Origin of the sequence: Phocaeicola dorei, assembly GCF_013009555.1 — a bacterium.
GTDB lineage: Bacteria > Bacteroidota > Bacteroidia > Bacteroidales > Bacteroidaceae > Phocaeicola > Phocaeicola dorei.
In genome coordinates this window covers 1593974-1618262 of the sequence record NZ_CP046176.1, presented here as the reverse complement: position 1 = coordinate 1618262, position 24289 = coordinate 1593974, and the positions used below count along the sequence as shown (strand labels likewise).

The window sequence follows — 24289 nt, the reverse complement described above, 5'->3', positions numbered from 1 at the left end:
TAGTCCCCGTCAAATTTCTATCCCCCTTATCTTATGAATTGAACCATATAGTTCCATTAAATAAAAAATCCCCTTCAACCGTAGCTGAAGAGGATTTTACTATATAATAAAATATCATTAATAGCTTGCTTGCATATTCGAAGCACTACATTTCACTGTAGAAACAAGTTCTTTATCATTTTCTCCCTTTGCCGTCACCTTAACTACAATAGTATCACTCTTAGGCACTACTTGATCGAAAATATCACGAAATTTCATATCATTAAAAGGCATATGGAAACTAATCAAAGCACTCCTTGTCTGATAAGCATCATCAGCTCCTTTGGTCTGTTGAAGTTTTGTCACCAATGTATCCTCTTTGGCTTCTACAGCATATAAATGGAAATCGTTCATACTCAGCTGTTCTTTAGTTTTAAAAGTAAAAGGTACGTTAACATATCCATTTATGGCCCATATCTTATTATTAGAATCTTCCAATGACACTAGTGCATAATCAGTTCTCAATGTATCAGACTGAACATTAAAATCTTTATAATTCAAAATAGTCAATACGCCAACTTCACTTACCTTATAAGACTTTTTCCCTTCTGTAATTGCTTCTCCTTCCATCAATTTGATCCCTACCTGCGCACGCTTGTAATAACTGCCGTCAAATGCCTTAAGACCAGCCAATACACTTGAAGCCACTGGAGTATAAGTATATCCCCATGCATCTCCTTTCAGAACGGTTCCACCAAAAATACTACCTTCTTCCACAGTAACGATCTCATAAAGATCATAATTGGAGCCGCTATCACCATCATTCAAACAAGAACTAAAAGTAAACACCGATACTAACCCAGCAAATATTGCTGCCAATTTCATTTTTTTCATTTTCTTCTTTATAATTATTAGGGTTTGCAAAATTAAATAAAAGAACCGGTTTCCAAGAAAGAAACTTAATTCTTTTTATTGTTTTAATGATTAAATGAAAAATTGGCTTAAATACTGCGTCGTCACTTACTTTTTAACATTATTTTTTATTCATATCTCATTCTCTGATAAGACTTGCTTTATCTTTTGTTTTAGCTATTTTTTCCACCGAGATTCACTTGTAATCTATCTGCCATTAACCCATTAATAAAAATTAATACATAAAAGAACAAGCAGTTTAGCTATAGTACCACTTTATTTCCTATCTTTGAAACAAAACACCCATTAACCATAAAATCTAGAATATTATGCTAATACTCAAGAAATCATGTAAAGCATTGTTCACCGCCCTATGTACATTGTTTATATACTCTTGCAGCAGCAATGATAAACTGGATATCAACAATTATCAGTTGCAATCCATTCAATGGAAACTTAGTGCAGATGATGCCGAGAAAGTCGATACAATTGAGTTGCCTCCTAAAATAACCAGCAACAATACAGAAGAACCTATGTCTATCACTTTTTCATTTGAAAAAAACATAAAAGAGACATCACAATTTTACAGTGACGACCCGGAACTATTCAATTCTTTGACTTTAAAAGAGAATATATTGGTTGATATTACAGCTAATGCCAGTACCTTGAGTTCTGAATATAGAAAATTATCATCCGACTTACATGCACCTCTGTCCCTTAACGAAACAGTGCTTTCCCCTCTATATAAATCAAAAGAAACACTAAAACTTTCTCCACATACAAAAGTAACGACTGAATGTAAAATATATATCAAAGAATATACAGCAACCTATTTGGCTATTTTTGCAAATGACAAAGGAGAAACTATAGAGATGAGTGGCAAATGGAAAGGAGCATTCAATAAAGGTTCCAAGGTTACTTATATTCTTAAAGATATAAAATGAAACATTTGAATTTAATATAGGGTAATGAAGTGGACTACAGCATAACCAATCCTCATCTACCCTATATTTTTCAAGAACATTTTTTTAAATCAGCCTATGACTAAAAGAATCGGCATAAATATATAGTTAAATATGTAATCTACATGATACCTGTATATTATTTTTGCCGATAAGATAAATTTCCATTCCTACCGATTCGGTAAAATAAACTATTTATGAACACTGTATTCTTCAACGAATACATCCAAACAAGCCCTAAATTTATGACCGATTTCACCCCGTGGACACTCTTTGTCGATACAGGCATCATCTCAGTATTGCTACTGCTCGGCAAACTCATGAGAGTAAAAATAAGATTCATCCAAAAGCTGTTCATTCCCCCCAGTCTGTTGGCCGGGTTTATGGGACTGGCCTTGGGACCTCACGGTTTCGGCATCATTCCTCTTTCCACCCAAACAGGAACTTATGCCGGCATATTGATAGCCTTCATTTTCGGTGCCCTCCCCCTCACCTCACAAAAGGCAGCTAAAGGAGATGCAGACAATATAGGCAGCATGTGGGCATATTCACAGGCAGGAATGTTGTTGCAATGGGCTTTTGGGGGACTGTTGGGATTGATTGTCTTAAACCGGATATGGCCCTTGAACCCTGCCTTCGGCATCACTATGCCAAGCGGCTATTGCGGCGGGCACGGTACAGCAGCAGCCATCGGACAGGCTTTCAGCCAGTTCGGATATGACGAAATTCTAACTTTGGCCATGACTGCCGCCACCTTCGGTATCGTAGCAGCAGTCATTATCGGATTGATCATTATAAAATGGGGGACAAAGAAAGGGCACACCTCCTTCCTCGCCAATTACGATGACCTTCCTCACGAATTACAGACAGGCCTGTTGCCCGGCGACAAACGGGAAAGCATGGGTGAAAGTTCTTGCTCTTCCATCTCCATTGACCCGCTGACCTTCAATCTTATCATTGTAGCAGTGATAGCATTAGGCGGATACTGCATCAGCAAAACAGTATCCCACTTTATGCCGGGGTTTGAACTGCCGGTATTCAGTTGCGCATTTGTGGTGGGTATGTTCATCAAAAAGATATTCGACAAAACAAAGACCAGTGATTATGTCTGCCCGCAAACCATAGGACACATCAGCGGAACTTTTACCGATTTTCTGGTAGCTTTTGGAATTGCTTCCATTAAAATATCTGTTGTAATAGAGTACATCATACCCTTATTAATTCTGTTAGTCTCAGGATTAATTGCAACCCTGATTTATGTTCTGGTCATGGCTCGCAAATTAATGAAAGACTGTTGGTTCGAGAAAGCTATCTTCACATGGGGATGGTTTACAGGAACTATGGCTATGGGCATCGCATTGCTCCGCGTTGCAGACCCCAAAATGCGCAGCCGATGCCTGAATAACTATGCACTGGCTTACTTGTTCATCGCCCCGGTAGAGATTTCCCTGATAACTTTCGCTCCGGTAGCTTTCTTGAACGGTTACGGGCTGATGTTTACAGGAATCTGCCTAGCGGCAGGACTTGCCGTGCTGGCAACCGCTTATATCAAAGGCTGGTCTATCAAGAAACAATAAATGACACAGGAATAACAAAACAGAAAAAAGTAAGTTAACTTACTTGACCAAATAACATAGGTTCGTCAGCCAACGAACTATCTTACTTAGCCATTGAAGCCAATTTACTTTTTTATATCAAAACTCATGAGTCTATACCAGGCAAACGTACGCAAAAGTCCTTGTCATACAATCTCCGCAAACTCCTCAATATGATTGTCCACATATTCTGCAATCCGGACAGTTACCAACTCTTCCATATCCATGAACTGCTCTTCCAACTCATCAAAGGCCTCGTATTGCTCATACATTGCCATAAATTCCTCATCATCCCTGTCCTTTTCCAAATCAGCACGGTTCTCATCATATATTTTCTTCGCGCTATAAATCAATTTGGCAAATTCTTTCGCTCCAAACTGCCGCATTGCTTTTGCAAAAGGATTATCAAAGATATAAGGTCCAAAACCATTCTGTATCAATTGCACAAAACCACCTTCATTTATTTCTTCACGCAAGAAATGATACCCCAACAATGAATGCTGGTAACCATTGAGCAAAGGCATTGTTTCCGCATTGACAACACCCCCTGTCACCTCTAGGTATTTATCTATAAACACCTTCAAAAAACCATCCATACCCTCTTCCGCACCTCGGCGCAAAGCTTCGTCTGTAATTGCTATTTTATTTGCTTCCATTCCTATCATTGTAATATAGGTACAAAGATAGAGGTTTCATCGGAAAGAAAAAACATTTTGGCAACTCTAGTTTGCAAAATGCTGTCCTACAATAAATTTATTTTATTTAAAGATAAAAAGTGACGGGCAACAAGTTGCAGAAAAGAATAAAACGACTAACTTTGTGGGCGAAAAGAATAACCAATCTTTTCACGTGGTTTACGAATATTTATTTTATTACCAAAAAACGTAAAGAATATGACTTATTCACACGAAGTAGAACACATGTGTGTTGTGAAAAAAGGTCCTAATCACGGACCAGCTCCTATTCCTGAAGAAGGAAAGTGGGTAAAATCAAAAGAAATTAAAGACATCTCTGGTTTGACACACGGTATTGGCTGGTGTGCTCCTCAGCAGGGTGCTTGTAAACTAACCCTTAACGTAAAAGAAGGCATCATTCAGGAAGCATTGGTAGAAACTATCGGTTGCTCCGGTATGACTCACTCAGCCGCTATGGCTGCTGAAATTCTTCCGGGTAAGACTGTATTGGAAGCATTAAACACTGACTTGGTTTGTGATGCTATCAACACAGCAATGCGCGAACTATTCCTTCAAATCGTTTACGGACGTACTCAGTCAGCCTTCTCAGAAGGCGGTCTGATTATCGGTGCCGGTTTGGAAGACTTGGGTAAAGGTCTTCGCAGCCAGGTAGGTACTTTGTATGGTACTTTGGCTAAAGGTCCCCGTTACCTTGAAATGGCTGAAGGTTACATCAAAAACGTATTCCTGGATAAGAACGACGAAATCTGCGGTTACGAATTCGTTCACATGGGTAAGTTCATGGACGAAATCAAGAAGGGTACTGATGCTAATGAAGCATTGAAGAAAGTTACAGGTACTTACGGACGTGTAACTGAAGAACAAGGAGCTGTTAAGAAAATTGATCCACGTCACGAATAATTATAAGGAGGAAAGAATATGATTAGAGAAGTAAAATTCGAAAGCCAAGACCGTCGTATCAAACAGATCATTGCTGCTTTGAACGAAAACGGCATCAAAGACATCGAAGAAGCTAACGCAATCTGCGAAGCTGCCGGACTTGATCCTTATAAAACTTGTGAAGAAACTCAGCCTATCTGTTTCGAAAATGCCAAGTGGGCTTACGTAGTAGGTTCTGCCATTGCATTGAAGAAAGGTTGCAAAAACGCTGCTGAAGCTGCCGAAGCTATCGGTATCGGTCTGCAGGCATTCTGCATTCCGGGTTCTGTAGCCGACGACCGTAAAGTAGGTATCGGTCACGGTAACCTGGCTGCTATGTTGCTGCGCGAAGAAACTAAATGTTTCGCATTCCTGGCAGGTCACGAATCATTCGCTGCTGCCGAAGGTGCTATCAAAATCGCTGCAAAAGCAGACAAAGTACGTAAAGAACCTCTGCGTTGCATCTTGAACGGTTTGGGCAAAGACGCTGCACAGATCATCTCTCGTATCAACGGATTTACATACGTTCAGACTGAATTCGATTATTTCACAGGTGAACTGAAAGTAGTTCGTGAAATCGCTTATTCTGACGGTCCTCGTGCAAAAGTGAAATGCTACGGAGCTGATGATGTTCGCGAAGGTGTAGCTATCATGTGGAAAGAAGGTGTAGACGTATCAATCACCGGTAACTCTACTAACCCGACTCGTTTCCAACATCCGGTTGCAGGTACTTACAAGAAAGAACGTGTTCTTGCAGGTAAGCCTTATTTCTCAGTTGCATCAGGTGGTGGTACAGGTCGTACTCTTCACCCGGATAACATGGCTGCCGGTCCTGCTTCTTACGGTATGACCGACACTATGGGTCGTATGCACTCAGACGCTCAGTTCGCTGGTTCTTCATCAGTTCCCGCTCACGTGGAAATGATGGGCTTCCTCGGTATCGGTAACAACCCGATGGTAGGATGTACAGTAGCTTGTGCTGTAGACGTTGCTACTGCTTTGAGCAAGTAATATAATACATTGCTAATATATAAATCCCTATAACCATTGCAGTTATAGGGATTTTTATTTCCAGTAATTTCATTCGTTTAACTGATGACCCACCCCCTCCTATTTTTCAATATCAATCAAAAGTATTGCAAATAATTGTCTAAAATTACGGAATGAAATTGGTTCTTTAAATCATAAATCGGTTATACAATTAAGAGTTGGTTTAGGATAAAAGGAGGTCAAAACGAAGATTATTTATATGCAATCTGGCATTTTTGAAAATTTAAAAACAAGCAAAATTCAACAACCTGTTTTATCCTGCATATACTCAAAGAACGATTATCATAATATAAAATTGACGAGCAAGAAAAACTAGATCAAATCCCTGTATCTTAAATATTATCAAAAAAAGGAAGGCTGTTTTCACGCCCTCCTGTCTGTCCGCACAATTATATAATCCCGTATTTGCAGTATCTCACAGAAGGTAGAGTTAGCTGATGCCTAACATGATAGCCCCTTTACCTAGTTGTTTTCGGTCTGTTCGAACTAATATACATTTTAATATCACACTTCCCCTGCCAAATTCACATCAAAAACGAGGTTTTACAAATTTGTCATCTGGAGATGTAAAAGACAACCCCGGAACAGAACGGCGGATATCTTTATAGGCATGTTCTTTAATCAGTGAATAATCTGTAGCATCCAAAGCATAGTAATAATCATCTTTATCTGTCGATAACTTTACAGTCCAGTCAAACATATTTCCAAAGATGGTCAATTCATCTTTTGCCGGATCGAAACCGGGGAGAGCTGATTTCACCAAACTTCCATCACTATTGATAATATAAAAATGATGCTTGCTATCTACCATATACCCCAAAGTCCGACGGCTACGGAATTCAGTAATAAACACATATTCCGGCAAGACTCCTTCAGGCAACTGAATAGCTTTCACATACGGACGTCCTTTGGTGCACTTCAGATGGAACAATTTATGGTTGGCATCTAAAACCAGATATCCCTCATCATAGTCTTTACGAGTAGTTGGATTGCCCGAAGCATAGCATGCAGGAAAAGCAAACCCTTTCTGAACCAGCATATCCGTAAACAATTTGCTTTTCGCCTCATCGATACAATTCGTCTCCATACGAATAAATTCTATACCTTTATCGGTAAAACGGAATGCATCTTCGGGCATTTTCAAATCCACCCGTTTGGACATGGACTCCATCAGAAAATAGAGTCCTGTCTGGGGAGCATTGATGGCTGACGGCACACTCTTGAAAGTAAAGTTTGTCAATTGAATATCTTTCGGACTAACTGCCTTACCACAAATGGTATCAGGGAAACGTTCGTCCGCCGTAAGCTGGCGCACATAGAGAGAAGGCAACAAACTGTCTACCTGCTGTTGTGTATATGTATTGCCTTTCGTATCATAGCGGTGAAGTTGCTTATTCTCATCTAGTTGTGTAATAACAAAATCACCAAGTACGGAACTATACATAGTAAAAGGAGTTTTGACAGGCTTCAGTGTGAGAAAAGCATAACACCAAGGCAACTGCCATACAAGCAGGACAGCTACGGTAATATAAAAAAATATTTTGCTGAATCGAATCATGTTTGTTTGATTTTTTAATAATAAACATTCAATTAATCTTGCTTACCGGCCTTGAACCGTACCACAGAAATCCACGAAAGAGAAGCGGCAAGCAACGTATAAAGTGTCAGACAGGGCAAGAAACTATTATATGCCTCCGCTCCCGGAGCCAGAAAGTAGACACGGAAAATCAATGCCGCAATAATCAGATTCAAAACCCTGCGCTTCCATGTGGGTTCCAGGCAAATCCATGAAACAAGCAGATAACTGGCAAATCCGGCAAGAAACCATGGAGCCGCAGATAATAAAACACGCTGCACCAACTCACTTGTAAAATGTTGTGGCAGATAAACTCCCATCATAATAAAACTCATAGCAAAACAGGTCACCAGTGCAAGTACGCCATAGGCCAACATTGACATGACCATTTTCTTCTGTGAATAAGGCAAATGCAAAGTAAGCTTCAAACACTTACGTTGCATCTCGGGGAAAAACTGTACGGCAGCAAGCAAGATACCGATAAGTAAAGGGACAAATTGCAACAAATCAATAAATATAGCATCCTTCTGGACCATCACTACCCATAAATGATCGATTCCCTGTATGGCAATGGTACGGCCAATACGAAGCATGGAATATCCTGTGATCCCTATCATAAAAAGAGTTGCCAGCAACCAATACCAACGCGTTTTTATCCACTCTTTATAAAATATGGCTTGTATCATATTTCTTCTATTTAGTTTACATATTAATACTTTCCGGTAAGACCGATAAAGGCATCTTCCAGACTTACATTTTCGTGCTGCAAACCAGTAAAGGGAACTTGACTTTCCTTCAACAGTTTCTCCACATCCACGGGAGGCAAAAAGGAGTACGTTTCCAAGGTTTGACGAATGACAGCCGGATGATAGCAAGTTGCCGGCAACTGAGGCTGATAACCCTCGGGCACAGTACAAGTATATCTTCTCAGCTCTTTCATCAACGTTTCAATAGGCTGTTGAATAAGGATAGAGCCATAATCCATAATAATACAATCATCAATCAACCGCTCCATATCCTGAATAATATGGGAAGTCAGGAAAACAGTCTTGTTCTCGGAACGGGCATAATCACGTAAATAATCCACAAAAAGACGGCGATAGCCCGGATCAAGTCCTAAAGAGAAATCATCCAGAATCAACAACTCCGGATTTTGTGCCAGGATCAGTCCCAATGCCACTTGCGAACGCTGTCCGTTCGACATTCTTGAGATACGTTGTCCCGGAGCTACCTTCAATTTATTCATCAAGTCATAATAAGCCTCCTTTTTCCATTGTCCCGGATAAAAAGAAGCATAAAACTTTTCTATTTGTGTGATATTCATAAACTGATATTGAACATGACCTTCCAGCAATAAACCGATATTCCTGCGTAAAGCAGGGTTCATGGTCTGAATGTTCTCACCAAAGATGCGACATTCGCCTGAACGCGGCTGAAGATAACCGCTCAATATATTAATGGTTGTCGTTTTCCCTGTACCATTTTTACCCAACAACCCCAAGATACGCCCTTGAGGAACTTCAAAACTCAAGTTCTCATAAATCTTGCGTTGACCGTAATAATGGGTCAGGTTCTTACATTCTATAATTGCACTCATGCTTTATAAATCATTTTTCGTTTGCTATTAGAAACACGCCAGGAAAAGAATAGGAATCAAGATACCGGCCACCAACTCGATTCCTCCTCTGCCCCACAATCCTTTAGGACCTTTTATCATCACTATACCGCTGACAGTGATAATAATCAGACAGACAGCAAAAGCATCGGCAAACCAAGTCCACCACTTACCCGGATTGAAATGGAGTTGTACCATGGAAGAGATCAGCGGACGGCGCTTCACCCCCTCGTAGACAGCATCTTTTGTCCGGGTGTTAATCACCAGACTTGAGCCTCCTTTCAGAAAAACCTTAATCAGATCCGGCTCCGGGTAATAATATTTAGTAAAATTTCCGGCTTCGCCCAGCGGTTCCAACAAAGTCAAAATCATCTTCTCATTAACTTTGCTCTTGTCCGACAGATCCTCTGTTATTTTATATTCCGTTCGTGTAACTGTATAATGGGGATTTATGCTATCCCTATGGTTCATCACGATACCCGAAATAGCATAAATCAAAATCATTCCCGCAAAGAAGAAAGACAGATCACGATGGATGATCCGGCTCCACTTGCGGAATGCAGTACCTTTATTCTGCGATTTCATAAGAACTGGCTTCCATATAGTAGAATGACAGATAATCTTTTCCGGTAGCAGCTTTTCTTTCTGCTATCTTTGCGCGAAAGTCCGCAATACGGGCTTCAGGGGTGCTGGCTGTTTCACCGCGTGCTTTTTTTTCCGAATCACACCCGGCAGCAGTTTCTCCATGAGATTTTTCAGTCTGTGCTTTCAGTTTAGCCTCCCAGTTTTGCAAGTAAGCTTCATCTACCCGCTGTTCCTTTAACGTTCCGGTCACTGTGACAATAGCGTTGATGCATTTGGTATCAAACGAGCCCAAAGGTCCGGCTTCCACACGAATCGTTTTGGTATCATCACTGCCCATCAGGAATATTTTTGTAGCTCCGTGCTTGCAGGTATGTGTGCAGATTCCTTCGATAGTCACCTCCTTGTTGGCCAGTGAATCGGCATGCACCAGCAGATTATCGATACTCAATGCCGCCGGAGCCGCCTGCTCCGTTTTTTCAGACTGGCTCTGTTTGTTACTGTTTCCACAAGAAGTAGTAGTTACTAAAGCTGCCATTAAGGTTGCAGCGACCATAAACTTAATTTTCATATGCTAACTGTTTTTATTTTTTAAAAAAAGATGCCCAATGAACAAACGGCATACTGGGCCGTTCCGCATTTTTTATAATATGCCGCCTGCCATTGAACAGACAAAGACAGGTTATATTGTTTCATGATGGGATAATCCCCTTGCAGACGAATCCCCACCATACTATAACTATCAGATAAATAGTCAATATTTGCCAATAAAGTCTGGGCGGACGACTTCGCGGCATTCAATCCCGGTAAAGAATATTCAGCCGATAAATTGGCATAATATCCACCGTTAGCTTCTGCGGTCAATCGTAGCAGCCTCTTCTGATACAGCAAACGGGCACGCAAAGAACTCTCCAAAACAGACAAGTGAACAAACCGGGATACGGCGTTGTAATCCGTTTCCAACCGATGGTAGATTATGTTTGGGACAATTGCTCCTCCCCATACACCTTTATCGGTCAAAAGCTTCTCCCACAAACCACTTACGGCAATCCGACTATTCGTGACCTTCATTCCCGGAGATGTACTAATTAATGCTCCATAGGAGCTTCCGCCCGCCTCTCCGTAAATATTCTCCATTCCTTTACGAACTATATAGCCTGCATCCAGTTTCACAGCAAGGTGTTCTGCCTGCTGAAGTTCCCGCATCCAGGTCACGTTTCCTTTCAAATCAGTCGTATTCAATTCCAGCAAAGTGAGATTATTGGCATTGCTCAATTTCTTGTCCATTGACATACGGTCAATTGAAACTGTGGCCGATATCCCCTTTTCCGTATCAACTGGCAGAATGCCTATGCTTCCTCCCCACCGGATGCCTTGATGCTTCGTCCCGGTCTGGTTTCCGGCGAAACGCACATAATCCATGCCCAATCCCAACATATGGTATACCGAAGTAGAGCCTTTATCTGCAAGGAATGAAATCTCACTTTTCTGCTGATAAAGCCGGAAATCTGCGGAAACTCCCAAACGATATGTCCCCAGACGATATCCTGCTCCCAAAGCAAAAGAGAGATCGGAAGCTGTATTACGTGGACGCGGATCTTTATCCCGATAATTATGAGACGCTCTGTAACCACCGGTGATTCCCCATGTCCAGGAACCTGACTCACTGGCGTAACCTCCATTGAAATAATAAGTTTCTCCCTTCAGGAAACCACCAATGGAATCACCAGTCACGTAAGGAGCTATCAATTTCCAGTCTATATTTTCATTCCATAACACATTCTCCTGCTTCTCACTCCTGTATCCTGCTGAACCGAATACACGATCACGTTCCGAAAGAATAACGAAGGAATTGACATCTACCCCGATACGGGTATCCTTATCACCTTCCTGTTTCAAAGATGCTTTTCCTTTATCATGATAAGCTCCATTTACGTCCAGCCTTGTCCATGTATACGGAGTATAGTAATAATAAAGTGCCGGATTCTGCCATATCTCGCCACGAAATCCGGTCGCAAATGAAGCGGTACGGATTACCTTATCGGACAGGGAGAGTGTGTCGGTAGTCTGCCCGAAGGCTTCCTGCCGACTCTCCACAAATAAAGCAATCAGCAACATAATGATAATTCGGATTAGCATCATGAATAATAAAGATTTATATATCAATAAGACGGATTCAATTATTTGTTAAACAGGCTCGGAGTAGCCGCAGGTGTGAAATCAACGGTAGAGTTATTTGTATCCTGCAATACTTCCCGATCACCATCCTTGTAGGCGGCTTTACGCATTACGCACTTTCCGATGTTTTCTGCAACGGTATTGTTCATACCGATATAAGTATGCCCCATATCCAGCCCGGTAGAGGTTACATTCCACTGCCATTCATTGGAAGCACCTACATTTACAGCATCAATCACCCATTCATTGGGGAACTTATATTTGCTTTGCGGTTTACTGGCTGTTCCATTTTGCATAATATACGTATAGTTGTATGCATAGTCTGAAATATACTTTTCTTTAGTCATACTTTTGGGTAATCTGCCAATAGCATAAGCGCGATTTCCCTGTTTATTCAACACCCAGATAGTTTTGGAATAACAATAATAAACATCCAGATTGGGAACAGCCGGATTATCCACATCTTGCTTTGATTCAATATACCACTCAAAATTGGCTTTACTTAAATCTATAGAATTCGGATTAGCCTCTTTATGATTGATCGCATTGTCACAAAGGATAAAGGATTCTCCCGGTTGTACCGGATAATCTGTTCCACTGCCCGGTACTGCTACAACAGAGCCTACCGCAATAGCTTCATCCATGATATCCGGATCTACCGATTGATATTTCTGAGTAGTTTGGAATTGTGATTCCATAAATATCAATCCATCCGCATACAAAACTTTATCCGAGTTATTATAGATACGTATATACTGGTCGCCATTATATTGCTTACCTGCTTCATTATAGGTTCCGGGAATAAATATCTCGGCAATCACAAAATCAGGGTCACCTGTATTGAGTACATGAACCTTCAGTTCCAGCTTGTACGACCCTCCAGATACGGCCACATTCTGTTGTACTCCCTGTACATCGACTTCCACCGGAGTTCCATTCTGTGAGTAAGTTCCCTTACCAATGAAAGTTACATTATACAACCCGTCCGCCAGTTCAATACTCTGAGCCGGATAGGTAATGTCTGTCTTGACAGATGTATTTACATTTTCAAAAGTATAGGTTCCACCGGTCAGTTGCAGCCCCTCGATAGTTGTATCTACAGTAGTGGTAATACCTACAGTGGATATGCTCACTTTGTCATCATCACTACATGCGGTAAATCCCAGCATTGTCGCAAAAAGGACTAACATTGTCAATTGATTCTTTTTCATCTTCATCTCTATTTTATTGTTCATTTACTAAAAAGTTAAGTTCATTTCCATACCGAAATAAGGCGATTCGGACGTTCTCCGTTGCAGTACGCCCCGTAACGTATAATCAGGATAAATACCCAAAAGCCGGTTTACATAAAAAGCCAGATTCAGATACTTACCGATCCGTTTACTCGCCTTCAAATTGATATCCATATAAAAAGGCACGGTAGTACGCTCAAAATAAGTGGCTGAATATTTCTCCACCAGATGCTGTAACTGAATATTGTTTTTATCCTCTTCGCGAAACGGATGCGTTTCACCGGATTGATCTATATAGCTTACCGGCACGCCATTATTCCACAAGTTCCGTCTGTTGGTATACCAAGTGCATTGTGCCGACGTAGAGAAAGTAAGTCCCAAACGCTGTATATAGGTATCAAACATAAAGTTCGTATTGAATGCCTGGCTTTCTGTTCCGTTGTCCCCATTGTACAATCCCACATATTTCAGCTGTTTATTGTCCAACAATATAGAAGAGGCCTTATATTGAGGAGAATCCGAATTATAAATTGTCTTTATCCAGGCTCCATACATAGTGACGCGAGTCTTGAGCGATTCTATTCGTTTGGAAGCGAACTGAAACTCCACTCCTTCTTTACACACCTTCATTACATTACCTTGTGTGGAATACACATCCAGATTATATTCATTTGTATAAGTCAACTGAGAAAGTTCTGGAGGAGCCGTCAATGCTGATCCGTCGATACTAGCAGGATCATATAGTTTATATGCCAATGACCTATAATAAGTGATATCATCAAAAGCATTATTCATCCGTTCGCGGAAATAAGTTATCGACAGGCGGTTTCCCTTATAGCTGACGTCGGCCCGCACTTCCCATTTCATGTTACGTGCTGGTTCCAATTGATAGTTTGTATTATCCCATTTATATGTCATCATATTGATACGGCGATAATCCGGATTGGTATGGTAATAATTCAACTGAATCAAATCTACATACTTAAAATCCGGATATAGCTGTGCGGTGGTCGGCATACGGCTGATCCAGCCCAAACCTCCCGAAAAGGCAACATCCCATCCGTTTGATACCGGTAAACTCCATTGCAAGTCCAGACGAAGATCGGGATATATCTTGCCCTGCATCTTATATTTAGTGTCCAGCCCCAATAAAGACTGCAAACGGATACCAGCCGTAAAAGCCAATTTATGTCTATTTACAGGAAGATTCAACACCTCCTCGGCATAGAAGGCGAAAGGTTGCAGCCCCGGTATATCCTTAAAACGGCGAGGCCGTGTACTCAAACTTTCACTGATGGGCCGTGTCACATCGAATACCTGGCCTTCTCCCAAATTCTTCTGATAATTCCATTCCATCCCCATATTCATCGCATTCTGTAATACCCCCAACGGGAAAGCCAACCGCGTACGGGCGGAAGCCGTAACATATAAAGGTTTACCATCAATATCCATCTGTGCCACATAATTATAAGGTAGATAGATGCCATCAAACTCTCCGGTTTCTGTCTGAGTAGCAATAGCTGCCGGACGATTCAGAGAAACGGACTTTATTTCACGCATCTTCTCCCACTGCTGACTGACAGAAGTAGTCACACCAACCTCACGAATCCATAAATGGGCCGGAAACTTCATGCTCCATTTCCCCGCTATCTTCAGGCTGTTAAAGTCCGATTTATAAGAATCTTCCTTTACTGTCGCATCTTTATCCCTCTTCGCATCATCAAACGAGCCGGTATAATCGGAACTGATATTCCAATGAATATTACGTTCATTCCATAACCATTTGCCATCCAAGCGGGCGGAAGCAGTAAGGCGAGTGTAATTTTTCACACTGTTACGCGGATCTATTTTGGACTCCAAATAGTTTAAATCAGCATTCAACACATAACGCCCGTTCCCATCCAGCCGAATTCCCTTGCCTACAGAAAACAGTTTACTGGTTTTATCAGCCTTAAAACGCGCAGACAAGGGGCTCTCATTCATTTTACGCTGAATGATTACCGCACCGTTTGCCACATTACCATAAGCCACGGAAGGAATGCCACGAATGATTTCCACCTTCTCAATATTATCGGTTGAGATGGTACGCATATCCATCCCTTTTGACATTGTGCTCGTTGCATTCACTGCGGAAGTACTGTTTGGCATATATTGCAGATTCGCATCCGTATTCTGGGAGATACCATCAATATAAAATCCAACTCCCAATGAAGAGATATCCTCCGTCTTACCTGTTTCACGTATCCGGATCAGATTGGCCTGCCCCATCTGAGGATCAGCCGACTTTCCTCCAGGTACTAATTCCATCAAGTCACTGAAACTGCTGGGCTGAAGATGTTTCATGGCTGTACGGTCAACGATAGAAGCGCTGGTAGCGCGTTTTGATTCAGAAGCGGTCACCACTACCTCGTTCAGCGCCATGACCGAAGGTTTTAAATAAAAGATTGCTGAAATATCCCCAATGACCTTCACTTCTTTTTCTGTAGAATCATATCCTAAATAGGATACAATAACCCGATAAGTTCCAGGATGGATATGTAGAAGTTCAAAATGTCCATTCGCATCTGTTATTCCCCCATAAACAATCTGCTTATCCACAAACAATTGAACTGTAGCGTAATCCAACGCTTTATGAGTCTGCTCATCCAGTACAGTTCCCCGAAATACAAATGTCTGCCCCCATAAAAGAGACACATTGCTACAAATTATAAATAAAAAAATATATGTAATCTTACAAATCATTTCATTCTCTATTGGTTTGCAAAATTACAATTCATAAAAGCTCGGCACAATCCCCATTTCTAGGTATATACTAAATTATACATAGATCGGAGATACCTACATGACGGTATACAATTTACAAATAAAATCACTTTCACCTAAACTTTATATTCACATTTTTTTTCAATGATAAGATAAATACATCTACTTTTTACCTGTTTCAATGGGGAAAATGCCACGCCATATAAATACAGTTCATTATCAACATATTACCCCATAAGCAATGGTATGAAAGCATAATGGCATACAACTTTATATTACAAATCCATTGGCAGAATATTTATATCCGGCAGTCAAGGCACATCAGGTTTATTAAGTAATATCTATCCTTCAAATATTAAATTAGCAAGTGAAGAAAAGCAACTGCAAAAAACACTATATTTGTGGAAATGAATTCAAATTAAACAGTTAGATTATGGGAACTTTAGGTTGTATCAATGACATGATGAGAAGAGATAAAGAAAATCGTGAACTACGAAAAGCAGGAAAGGAACGCTTAAATGAAATTCGAAACCGACTGGTTGATTTGAACAAAAAAGAGCACTCCTCCCATCTATCCCTTGAGCAATTAGAAGAGATCAGAATAAAAACGCAAGAAAAAGAAGAAGCGGAAACTAACCAGCTCTTCAAAATAAAATTAATCATGTTAGGAATCGTTCTGATATCAGGAGCTCTGGTATGGATAGGGATTACCTTCTTTTTTTAAAATTCTACTCTCTATTTTCTTCCTTATTCCTTGAAAAAACCAATAAGAATTCTTATATTTGTGATACCAACTTGGAATAACCTTAAAAACAGATAGATATGAAAAGAATATTATTACTACTGGTTTTATGTTTAAACATAAGTATGGTGCTTGGACAAGAGTATAAAAATTGGGATAAATATGATATAGAGGGATTCTATACGATTGCCAAATCAAAAGCAGAAGCCAAGATTAGCAAAAATGTATTGAGGGAAGGAGCAGATTATTATATTCCTACCGAAATGGATGACCAAGTATTCCCAAGCGGAATCAGTAAAAAGATCACTCCCAAGCTGTACAAACTAAAAGACACCGAGATTTATGTCTTTTTTACTTTTCCACCATTCCTGTATGATTCAGACAACGGAATGATAGAAATAAAAAACAATAAAGGAGTTTTTTATAAAAGTCCGACAAATCCTTAAAAATGATTTAAACGAGAAATATCATATTTGTTTTGAGGCATGGAACAATGATCTGATAACAATCTTAATCTGGTTTGTTACTACCCGACCGCTCTTCCGCAAAACACTTCTTTCGGATAGAGAATACATTATTTTCACAACGTTAAAATATTCTGCAAAATAATATTTTTTCTCATCTGTTCATATTTAAGTCCTATTAAGAAAAGTTGAAAAGAGAATAGTAATTCATATTCTCTTTTCAATTGTGTAATCAAATAGAATTCCTCATAAATTCCATCCAGAAGTACTTTCCTGAATTTTCCATAGCCGGGCATAAAGACCATCTACCCGAATCAATTCATCATGTGTTCCTTGTTCCTTAACTTGACCATCGTCCAAAACAATTATCCGATTAGCATTCATGATTGTCTTGAGCTTATGAGCGATAGTTATAACAGTACGACCTTTGATGAGAGTATCGATGGCCTTCTGCATTTCCACTTCATTTTCAGGGTCAAGCGAGGCAGTTGCTTCGTCCAATAGAATGACTTGTGCGTCTTTCAGAACAGCACGAGCAATGGATATACGCTGTTTTTCTCCTCCGGATAAAGTACAACCGCCTTCACCTATCATCGTGTCATAGCCTTGCGGCAACTGCATGATAAAATCATGGCAACAAGCTTTTTGGGCTGCGACAATAATTTCATCATCCGTTGCACCAGCCTTACCAAAACGTATGTTGTTGCGTACCGTATCTTGAAACAGATAGACATCCTGGAATACCATAGAGATATGACTCATCAAACTTTCCGGATTTATTTTATCCATCGGGAGATCACCAAAAAAAACACGTCCTTTCTGTGGGTCATAAAAACGGGCGCAAAGTTTCATTACTGTACTTTTTCCACTTCCGGAAGGACCGACAAGGGCAGTCAATGAGTTTTTGGAAAGCGTAATTGAAACATCATGCAGGACTTCCTTGTCCCGGTAGGCAAATGAAACATGTTCAAAACATATATCACCTGTAACCGGAGATTGCAGTTCTCCTCTCATTTCCGGCTCATCCATCAGTGTTAAAATACGCCCTCCAGCAATGGAGAAATAACGAAACTCGGCAAAGTTGGTCAAGGCAGAAGTTAACGGGTCAAACACACGAGATCCTACTACAAGAAACAGTATAAAAATAGGCAACGAGAGATCTCCACTCAATAGCAAATAAGTACCGCACAGTACCATCAATGTCAGCCCGGCACGCACCAAAGCAATGGAAAGCAGCACAAACGGGCCTAACTGTGCCTCCTGACGGATACAGGCACGGCGCAGTTCTGCAAACGCATCACGCAACCGGTCAAAATGGGCTCCCAACAAATTGTAAGCTTTCACCACCCGGATACCTTGCAGATATTCTTCAAATCGGCTTCCAGCATTAATTTTGGCCTGAACCTGACTTCCACTCAATTTTTTCTGCACACTCGTACTTACCCACAAAATGAATAAAGCCAGTGGTAAAGCGGCAAACATAGCAACAGCCATCCGCCAATCTATCCATATTAGTGAAGCAAAAGCTAGTACAGGCATAACTACAGCCCCCATCAGTTGAGGCAAATGATGGGATATTCCGGTTTCTGCCATTGAAAAATCGGTAATAAGCATAGACGACAAGTCACCGGGATCACGTTGTGAAAGAAATCCTAACGAGAGCTTCCGCAAGTGTTCTGCCAAAGAAAGACGTCCCGAAGCACTCATCTCATATGCCCCTCTAAAATTGGAACGATAGGAAGCTCGTTCCGCTAACGCCATGACTATCATATAACAAGCCATCACTCCGAATATATACCACAAACGAACCGTGTCAAGTGGCCGGCCACTTCCATCGAACGTATTAAAAACAATACGTACCGCCTCAATAGAGAGGCAAAACGGCACAATATTAATCAAATTGGCAAGCACTGTTAAACCTACTGGTCTACAAAGACGTTTCGTATGACCAATTGTAATGTTTTTGATCGCATTCATACCTGTTCCTTTCATTTACGTGCGATAATATACATTTCTTCTTTATTATGAACAACCTGAATGGTTGAAAATCCGGCCTCTATCAACAAATCCTTCAAATCTCCGGCTGTATATACCACCATTCCTTTTATCCGTTCAGTCCACATTTTTCCGAGTTCAGGACTGCTTGCTTCCAAGCCGACAAGGAAGCATCCTCCTTTTCGTAAGACTCGTACCACCTCAGCCAACGCTATCTCTATGGGCGACCAAAAATAGACTGTTTCAAAAGCAGTAACAGCATCAAATGTCCCGTCTTTGTATGGCAAGGAGCACACACTTCCTTGCTGTATGAAACATCGTTTATTCAATTCTTTCACATTGTATTTGCTTGCAAAAACTACACTCTCTTCCGATAAATCTATACCATAAACCTTTCCTTGAGGACATTGTTTCAACAAACGATTCAGGTTGGCTCCACCTCCGCATCCAATATCTAGGACAGTCCATTGCGGTTGCCAGTTTACCTGTTTCATACCACGACGGGCCAAAGAAGCATGAAAACGATTCATTCCCCATAAAATCATCCGACCCCAAAAACCTTTCGGACAGCTTGTATTCTGCAAAATACTGTTTAATAAATGCTTGTTTCTCATATCAATATATGTTTAATTCTTGTTTAACGACCAATGGTAAGCGTTTCTATAAGCATCCCACATACTTTTATATACCCCCTCTTTCACAGATAAAATATTATGTTTTCCACATTGCACAATCCGGCCTTCTTTCATGACAACAATCTGATGAGCTGATACAATAGAAGACAAACGGTGAGCTATTACAATAACCGTCTTGTCTTTTATCAAAGACTGCAAGGCCATTTGCATCTTATACTCGTTTTCCGGATCAGCAAAAGCAGTGGCTTCGTCCAGTACTAGTATCGGCGCATTCTTCAAGATGGCGCGTGCCACGCATATCCGTTGCGCCTCACCGCCCGAAAGAAATATACCTTTATCCCCAATTTTAGTATCATAACCATCTGGCAACCGTTCTATGAAATCATGGCATTGGGCGGCTTCAGCAGCAGCTATCACCGCTTCTTTACCGGCAGAAGGAGAACCGATGGCAATGTTTTCATACAGCGTATCATAAAACAAGAAAGTGTCTTGAAAGACAAACGATACGGTATCCATCAACTCTGCTGTTGCTATTTGCTTGATATTCACACCACCGATAAGGATTTCGCCCTGCTCTACATTCCAAAAACGCGGTATCAAGTTGGCTACCGTCGATTTACCGCTACCAGATGGTCCTACGAGCGCAGTTATTTCCCCTTGCTGTGCCTTGAAATTGATATCATGCAAAACTTTCGTCCGTGTTCCCTGTTCTGTGTTCTCATAAAAAAATGACACATGACGAAATTCTATATCATACCTCTCCGGCACTTGTGGATGTTCCGGCTCGGGAATAGGTTGCCTCTCCAGTATGCGGTCAATACGTGCTACCCCCTCATTGATTTCCCGTGTGTTCCCACCCAAGAAAGTCAGTTTGTAAATAGGTGAAGCCACACCTGGTCCCATAATAATAAAAAACAACCATACCGCAGCCAGTGACAAAGATTGCGGGTTGGCATTCAGCAACAGGATACCCATTGGAAGAATGAATGTCACCATTGAACCAAGCAGAACAGTAAAGGCAATCATCCCGTTCTGGTAGGTATCACAGCATTTCAAAGCAAATGTCTTGTATGCCTGTATCTCTGCATTGAACTGGCGGAACGAGTATACACTTTGCCCAAAAATCTTTACTATAGGCATTCCACGAACATATTGTACAGCAGAAGTACTCATCCTTTCCTGTGCATCGTAATAGACACGCATAAACTCCTTCGCTTTCTTTCCCATAAAATTGGAAAATTGCAGGAAAAGGCTTAATACGACAACTGTCAAACACGCCACTGTCAACCATACATTTAATGAGAAGAAAATGACAAACATCACTGCCACCGTAGCTATCACATTTACCAAATCGGGGATAGTATGTGCAATGAATCCCTCTATCTTCTCGATATTCTGATCCATCGTTTTTTTGATGGACCCGATGGAAGTGTTGTTCAGATAGCCCAACGGAAGTTTACCGATATGTTCGGATAAACGGACACGCAACCCATACAAGATTCGGAATGCGGCTACATGAGAGGACATAAGGGCAGCGTACAGCAAAACCAATCCGCCGACAAGTCCACCCAGTGCGATCCATCCCCAACGTATCATTTCAGTTCCATTTGCCAAAACAGGATTGCTGCCATGCAACAACAACTCTTTCAGCACCTCATAGACAGCCCAATAGGGCACAAGCATACACATGGCACTACCTACCGACAACAAACCTGCCAGCAGAAGCAACCCTTTCTTCTGTCCCGCAATCTCTAACAAACGGGACAATCCTTCTTTCTTCTTTTTCATATAATTGTACTATATCAAACGGATTATTAGTGAACGGTATTCAAATTTGTTCATAAAAAAAGGAGGAAACCTCCGTAAAGACTTCCTCCTTTCCTGCTGCCTTACTGTAGCAACCAGTCTGTATATACAAATTTTACCTGTCATATTCGAATAATGGCCCTCCAACCTTGGATCTCAAATAGAATATAATTGTGTAAAATAGCTTTCATTTCCTGTTTCGCTATTGAATGCCTCAAAAGCTCCTCAAACATAGTAAACATCCATACAGTATGCAAATGGATTATAAAATCGGGAATAGCTATATTTATCATCGGGTACTTTCTCTGCATCACCGTAAACCAGACTTTGACTAATTCGGTTGAACGGTCTGTATAATTCTCCCGAAAACGTTCCAATGAAGAACCTTGCGCACGAAATAACAGTATTTTCATCAATCTGTGGTGGGTGTCATACAAGGAAATATATTCGTTTATACAGGTTTCTAAGTATTCTTCCGACCTCATCATCATAATATCCTCGCCCTGTATTCCATGATGTTCCTGCAACAGCATTTCCAACGCATACAAAACCGGACGAACAACTTCATGAAACAGCTCATCCTTACTTTTAAAGTAGTTGTAAATATTTCCCACCCCAACACCTACATCCACAGCTATCTCACGCATGGAAGTCTTGGAATAACCTTTCAACTCAAATTGTTGTTTGGCTACATCCAAAATACGGCTACGTATGTTATCCTTTAATATTTGCATGTATAGTCAGTTGTGATTCTGTTTTTATGATGGCAAAGGTAATGAGCTTATCATTATCTGACAATACCTATTTTTAGGGATTTTACCCTCTCTAAAAACTACAAACAGGTTTCTATAGCCTCAGCCAAATCTTCATAACTTGCCAACGGGTTATCCGTGAAAACACTACGGATAACCAACTCTTTATCTATGACATAAACACGAGGTATCCCCGATTTAGCAAACTGATAGTATACCGTGCGGTTTTCTTGGGCCGAATAGGGCAAAGTCAAATGATTTTCGTCCCAATAACGGACAATCTCTGCCGAACTCTCTTCCCTGCTAATACAAACCATCCGGATTCTTTGACCGTAATCCGTATATATTTTTTGCAGCACAGGAAGTTCTTTCCGGCAGTCCGGACAACCCGTATGAAAAAACACAATCAAGGAAACCTCTCCTTTCAGGGTTTCGGAAGTTATTATTTGTCCATCATCCATTACCACAGAAAAAACAGGAATGTTCTCTCCTGTTTGTAAATCAACAGTACCTTCCTCCACATCATCATCAATACACGCTATAAACATTACACAGGTCCAAAACAGAAAACAGACCGTTTTTATACAATTCTTCATTTTCATTTCTATTTTTCTTCTTTACAAAGATAACATGATTTTCATGAAATTACTACTTTTGCAGCATGAAACAAGAATTAAAAGAAAACCAAGGACTACCTGCCTCCTTACTTTGGACGCTAGCAATTATTGCGGGAATCTCCGTTGCCAATTTATATTATAACCAACCTTTATTAAATCGCATCAGCCGTGATCTCCAAACATCCGAATTCACCGCCAACCTGATAGCAATGATTACCCAAATAGGTTATGCCATCGGATTGCTGTTCATTATTCCTTTGGGAGATTTATTTAAAAGGAAAACCATTATTCTAATCAATTTCACAGTCCTAGTCGTTTCATTACTAACCATCGCACTGACTCCTTATATCCATCTCATTTTATTTGCCTCTCTGCTGACCGGCATTTGTTCGGTGATGCCACAAATCTTTATCCCCATAGCTGCACAATTCTCCACCCCCAAAACCAAAGGAAGAAATGTAGGCATGATTGTATCAGGGTTACTGACTGGTATTTTGGCTTCGCGCGTAGTCAGCGGAATCGTCGGCGAATATTTGGGATGGCGGTTTATTTTCTTTGTAGCGGCGGGAATGATGGTGATATGTCTCATCATTATCATGCGTGTACTACCCGATATGCCATGTAATTTTAAAGGGAAATATAGTGATCTGATGAAATCCTTGTTTTCATTAGTGATAGAATACCCCCAGTTACGTATTTCTTCCTTACGTGCCGGAATTGCTTTCGGTTCATTCCTAGCTCTGTGGACTTCGCTGGCATTCAAAATGGGACAAGCTCCTTTCTTTGCAGGAAACAATATTGTAGGGTTATTAGGATTGTGCGGCATAGCAGGAGCTCTCACCGCCTCGTATATAGGAAAATATGTACATGTTTTGGGAGTCAAACGACTGAATTACATAGGTTGTGGCTTGATTTTTGTGGCGTAGTTCTCACTTTATTTCGGTCAGGACTCTTACGTGGGTATCATCACCGGAATTTTTATTATAGATATAGGTATGCAATGTATCCAATTGAGTAATCAGACTACGATTTTCGCCCTCAACCCGAAAGCAGCCAACCGTATTAATACCATTTTTATGACAACTTATTTTATAGGTGGTTCCGTAGGTACATTCCTTGCCGGAACATTCTGGCATTGGTTTGGATGGCAAGGAGTAGTAGGAACAGGGATCGCATTAACAGCCTGTTCCTTTATGATAAATATCTTTGCAAAAAGATAAA

21 protein-coding genes and 1 pseudogene are annotated in these 24289 nt (G+C 40.7%); 7 read left to right on the top strand and 15 right to left on the bottom strand.

The annotated features are described in order from the left end of the window. Positions 1-117: 117 nt before the first annotated feature. On the bottom strand, positions 118-873 hold the full coding sequence (locus tag GKD17_RS06585; protein WP_032936503.1) for a hypothetical protein: 756 nt from the start codon (positions 871-873) through the stop codon (positions 118-120). A 347-nt stretch (positions 874-1220) separates the two neighbouring features. Between GKD17_RS06585 and GKD17_RS06580 the strand changes: the two genes are divergently transcribed. Beyond that, the gene (locus GKD17_RS06580; protein ID WP_007837689.1) at positions 1221-1835 is read left to right on the top strand and encodes a hypothetical protein; all 615 of its coding nucleotides are present in this window, start codon (positions 1221-1223) and stop codon (positions 1833-1835) included. A 215-nt stretch (positions 1836-2050) separates the two neighbouring features. After that, on the top strand, positions 2051-3430 hold the full coding sequence (locus tag GKD17_RS06575; protein WP_007837688.1) for a sodium/glutamate symporter: 1380 nt from the start codon (positions 2051-2053) through the stop codon (positions 3428-3430). A 164-nt stretch (positions 3431-3594) separates the two neighbouring features. Here GKD17_RS06575 and GKD17_RS06570 read toward each other — a convergent pair whose 3' ends face one another. Then, on the bottom strand, positions 3595-4104 hold the full coding sequence (locus tag GKD17_RS06570; protein WP_032936685.1) for a DMP19 family protein: 510 nt from the start codon (positions 4102-4104) through the stop codon (positions 3595-3597). A 237-nt stretch (positions 4105-4341) separates the two neighbouring features. Between GKD17_RS06570 and GKD17_RS06565 the strand changes: the two genes are divergently transcribed. Both GKD17_RS06565 and GKD17_RS06560 read left to right on the top strand, forming a co-directional pair. Beyond that, positions 4342-5043, top strand: coding sequence for an iron-sulfur cluster assembly scaffold protein (locus GKD17_RS06565; RefSeq protein ID WP_005847450.1), 702 nt, complete (start codon positions 4342-4344; stop codon positions 5041-5043). Positions 5044-5061: 18 nt separating this feature from the next. Then, a complete protein-coding gene (locus GKD17_RS06560; protein ID WP_005847449.1) occupies positions 5062-6072 on the top strand; it encodes a GGGtGRT protein in 1011 nt (336 codons plus the stop codon). A gap of 568 nt (positions 6073-6640) precedes the next feature. On the opposite strand, the gene GKD17_RS06555 is transcribed toward GKD17_RS06560, so the two are convergent. The 8 genes from GKD17_RS06555 to GKD17_RS06520 are packed head-to-tail and all read right to left on the bottom strand — an operon-like array spanning position 6641 to position 16036. Next, a complete protein-coding gene (locus GKD17_RS06555; RefSeq protein WP_005847448.1) occupies positions 6641-7669 on the bottom strand; it encodes a DUF4857 domain-containing protein in 1029 nt (342 codons plus the stop codon). Positions 7670-7701: 32 nt separating this feature from the next. Next, positions 7702-8373 carry a hypothetical protein gene (locus GKD17_RS06550; protein WP_007837683.1) on the bottom strand — a complete coding sequence of 224 codons (672 nt, stop codon included), beginning with the start codon at positions 8371-8373 and terminating at the stop codon, positions 7702-7704. 23 nt (positions 8374-8396) lie between these two features. Beyond that, positions 8397-9284 (bottom strand): ABC transporter ATP-binding protein, encoded by an 888-nt coding sequence (locus tag GKD17_RS06545; protein WP_005847446.1) that lies wholly within the window; start codon positions 9282-9284, stop codon positions 8397-8399. Positions 9285-9311: 27 nt separating this feature from the next. Then, positions 9312-9887 carry a PepSY-associated TM helix domain-containing protein gene (locus tag GKD17_RS06540; RefSeq protein ID WP_005847445.1) on the bottom strand — a complete coding sequence of 192 codons (576 nt, stop codon included), beginning with the start codon at positions 9885-9887 and terminating at the stop codon, positions 9312-9314. Continuing rightward, positions 9871-10455 carry a hypothetical protein gene (locus tag GKD17_RS06535; protein WP_005847444.1) on the bottom strand — a complete coding sequence of 195 codons (585 nt, stop codon included), beginning with the start codon at positions 10453-10455 and terminating at the stop codon, positions 9871-9873. The genes GKD17_RS06540 and GKD17_RS06535 overlap by 17 nt, the downstream gene beginning before the upstream one ends. A 20-nt stretch (positions 10456-10475) precedes the next feature. Beyond that, a complete protein-coding gene (locus tag GKD17_RS06530) occupies positions 10476-12026 on the bottom strand; it encodes a DUF6850 family outer membrane beta-barrel protein (protein ID WP_007837682.1) in 1551 nt (516 codons plus the stop codon). Between the two features lie 38 nt (positions 12027-12064). Beyond that, a complete protein-coding gene (locus GKD17_RS06525) occupies positions 12065-13279 on the bottom strand; it encodes a DUF4876 domain-containing protein (RefSeq protein ID WP_008652641.1) in 1215 nt (404 codons plus the stop codon). Between the two features lie 21 nt (positions 13280-13300). Then, positions 13301-16036: a TonB-dependent receptor gene (locus tag GKD17_RS06520; RefSeq protein WP_007837680.1), complete on the bottom strand. Its 2736-nt coding sequence runs from the start codon at positions 16034-16036 to the stop codon at positions 13301-13303. A gap of 454 nt (positions 16037-16490) precedes the next feature. Between GKD17_RS06520 and GKD17_RS06515 the strand changes: the two genes are divergently transcribed. Further along, a complete protein-coding gene (locus tag GKD17_RS06515) occupies positions 16491-16781 on the top strand; it encodes a hypothetical protein (protein WP_007837678.1) in 291 nt (96 codons plus the stop codon). Between the two features lie 98 nt (positions 16782-16879). Next, the gene (locus tag GKD17_RS06510) at positions 16880-17245 is read left to right on the top strand and encodes a hypothetical protein (RefSeq protein WP_007842609.1); all 366 of its coding nucleotides are present in this window, start codon (positions 16880-16882) and stop codon (positions 17243-17245) included. 264 nt (positions 17246-17509) lie between these two features. Here the strand turns inward: GKD17_RS06510 and GKD17_RS06505 are convergent, their stop codons facing one another. The 5 genes from GKD17_RS06505 to GKD17_RS06485 form a co-directional block, all read right to left on the bottom strand. Further along, positions 17510-19240, bottom strand: a complete 1731-nt coding sequence (locus GKD17_RS06505) for an ABC transporter ATP-binding protein (RefSeq protein ID WP_007845248.1) — start codon at positions 19238-19240, stop codon at positions 17510-17512. Between the two features lie 11 nt (positions 19241-19251). Then, positions 19252-19872 (bottom strand): class I SAM-dependent methyltransferase, encoded by a 621-nt coding sequence (locus GKD17_RS06500; protein ID WP_007837672.1) that lies wholly within the window; start codon positions 19870-19872, stop codon positions 19252-19254. Positions 19873-19884: 12 nt separating this feature from the next. Then, positions 19885-21681, bottom strand: coding sequence for an ABC transporter ATP-binding protein (locus GKD17_RS06495; RefSeq protein WP_007837670.1), 1797 nt, complete (start codon positions 21679-21681; stop codon positions 19885-19887). Positions 21682-21821: 140 nt separating this feature from the next. Continuing rightward, entirely contained in the window at positions 21822-22433 is a 612-nt protein-coding gene (locus GKD17_RS06490) for a TetR/AcrR family transcriptional regulator (RefSeq protein ID WP_007837668.1), read from the bottom strand. 98 nt (positions 22434-22531) lie between these two features. Continuing rightward, positions 22532-23047, bottom strand: a complete 516-nt coding sequence (locus GKD17_RS06485; RefSeq protein WP_022185602.1) for a TlpA family protein disulfide reductase — start codon at positions 23045-23047, stop codon at positions 22532-22534. A gap of 65 nt (positions 23048-23112) precedes the next feature. Between GKD17_RS06485 and GKD17_RS06480 the strand changes: the two are divergent. Next, positions 23113-24288, top strand: a pseudogene (locus GKD17_RS06480) (MFS transporter). Position 24289 lies beyond the last annotated feature (1 nt).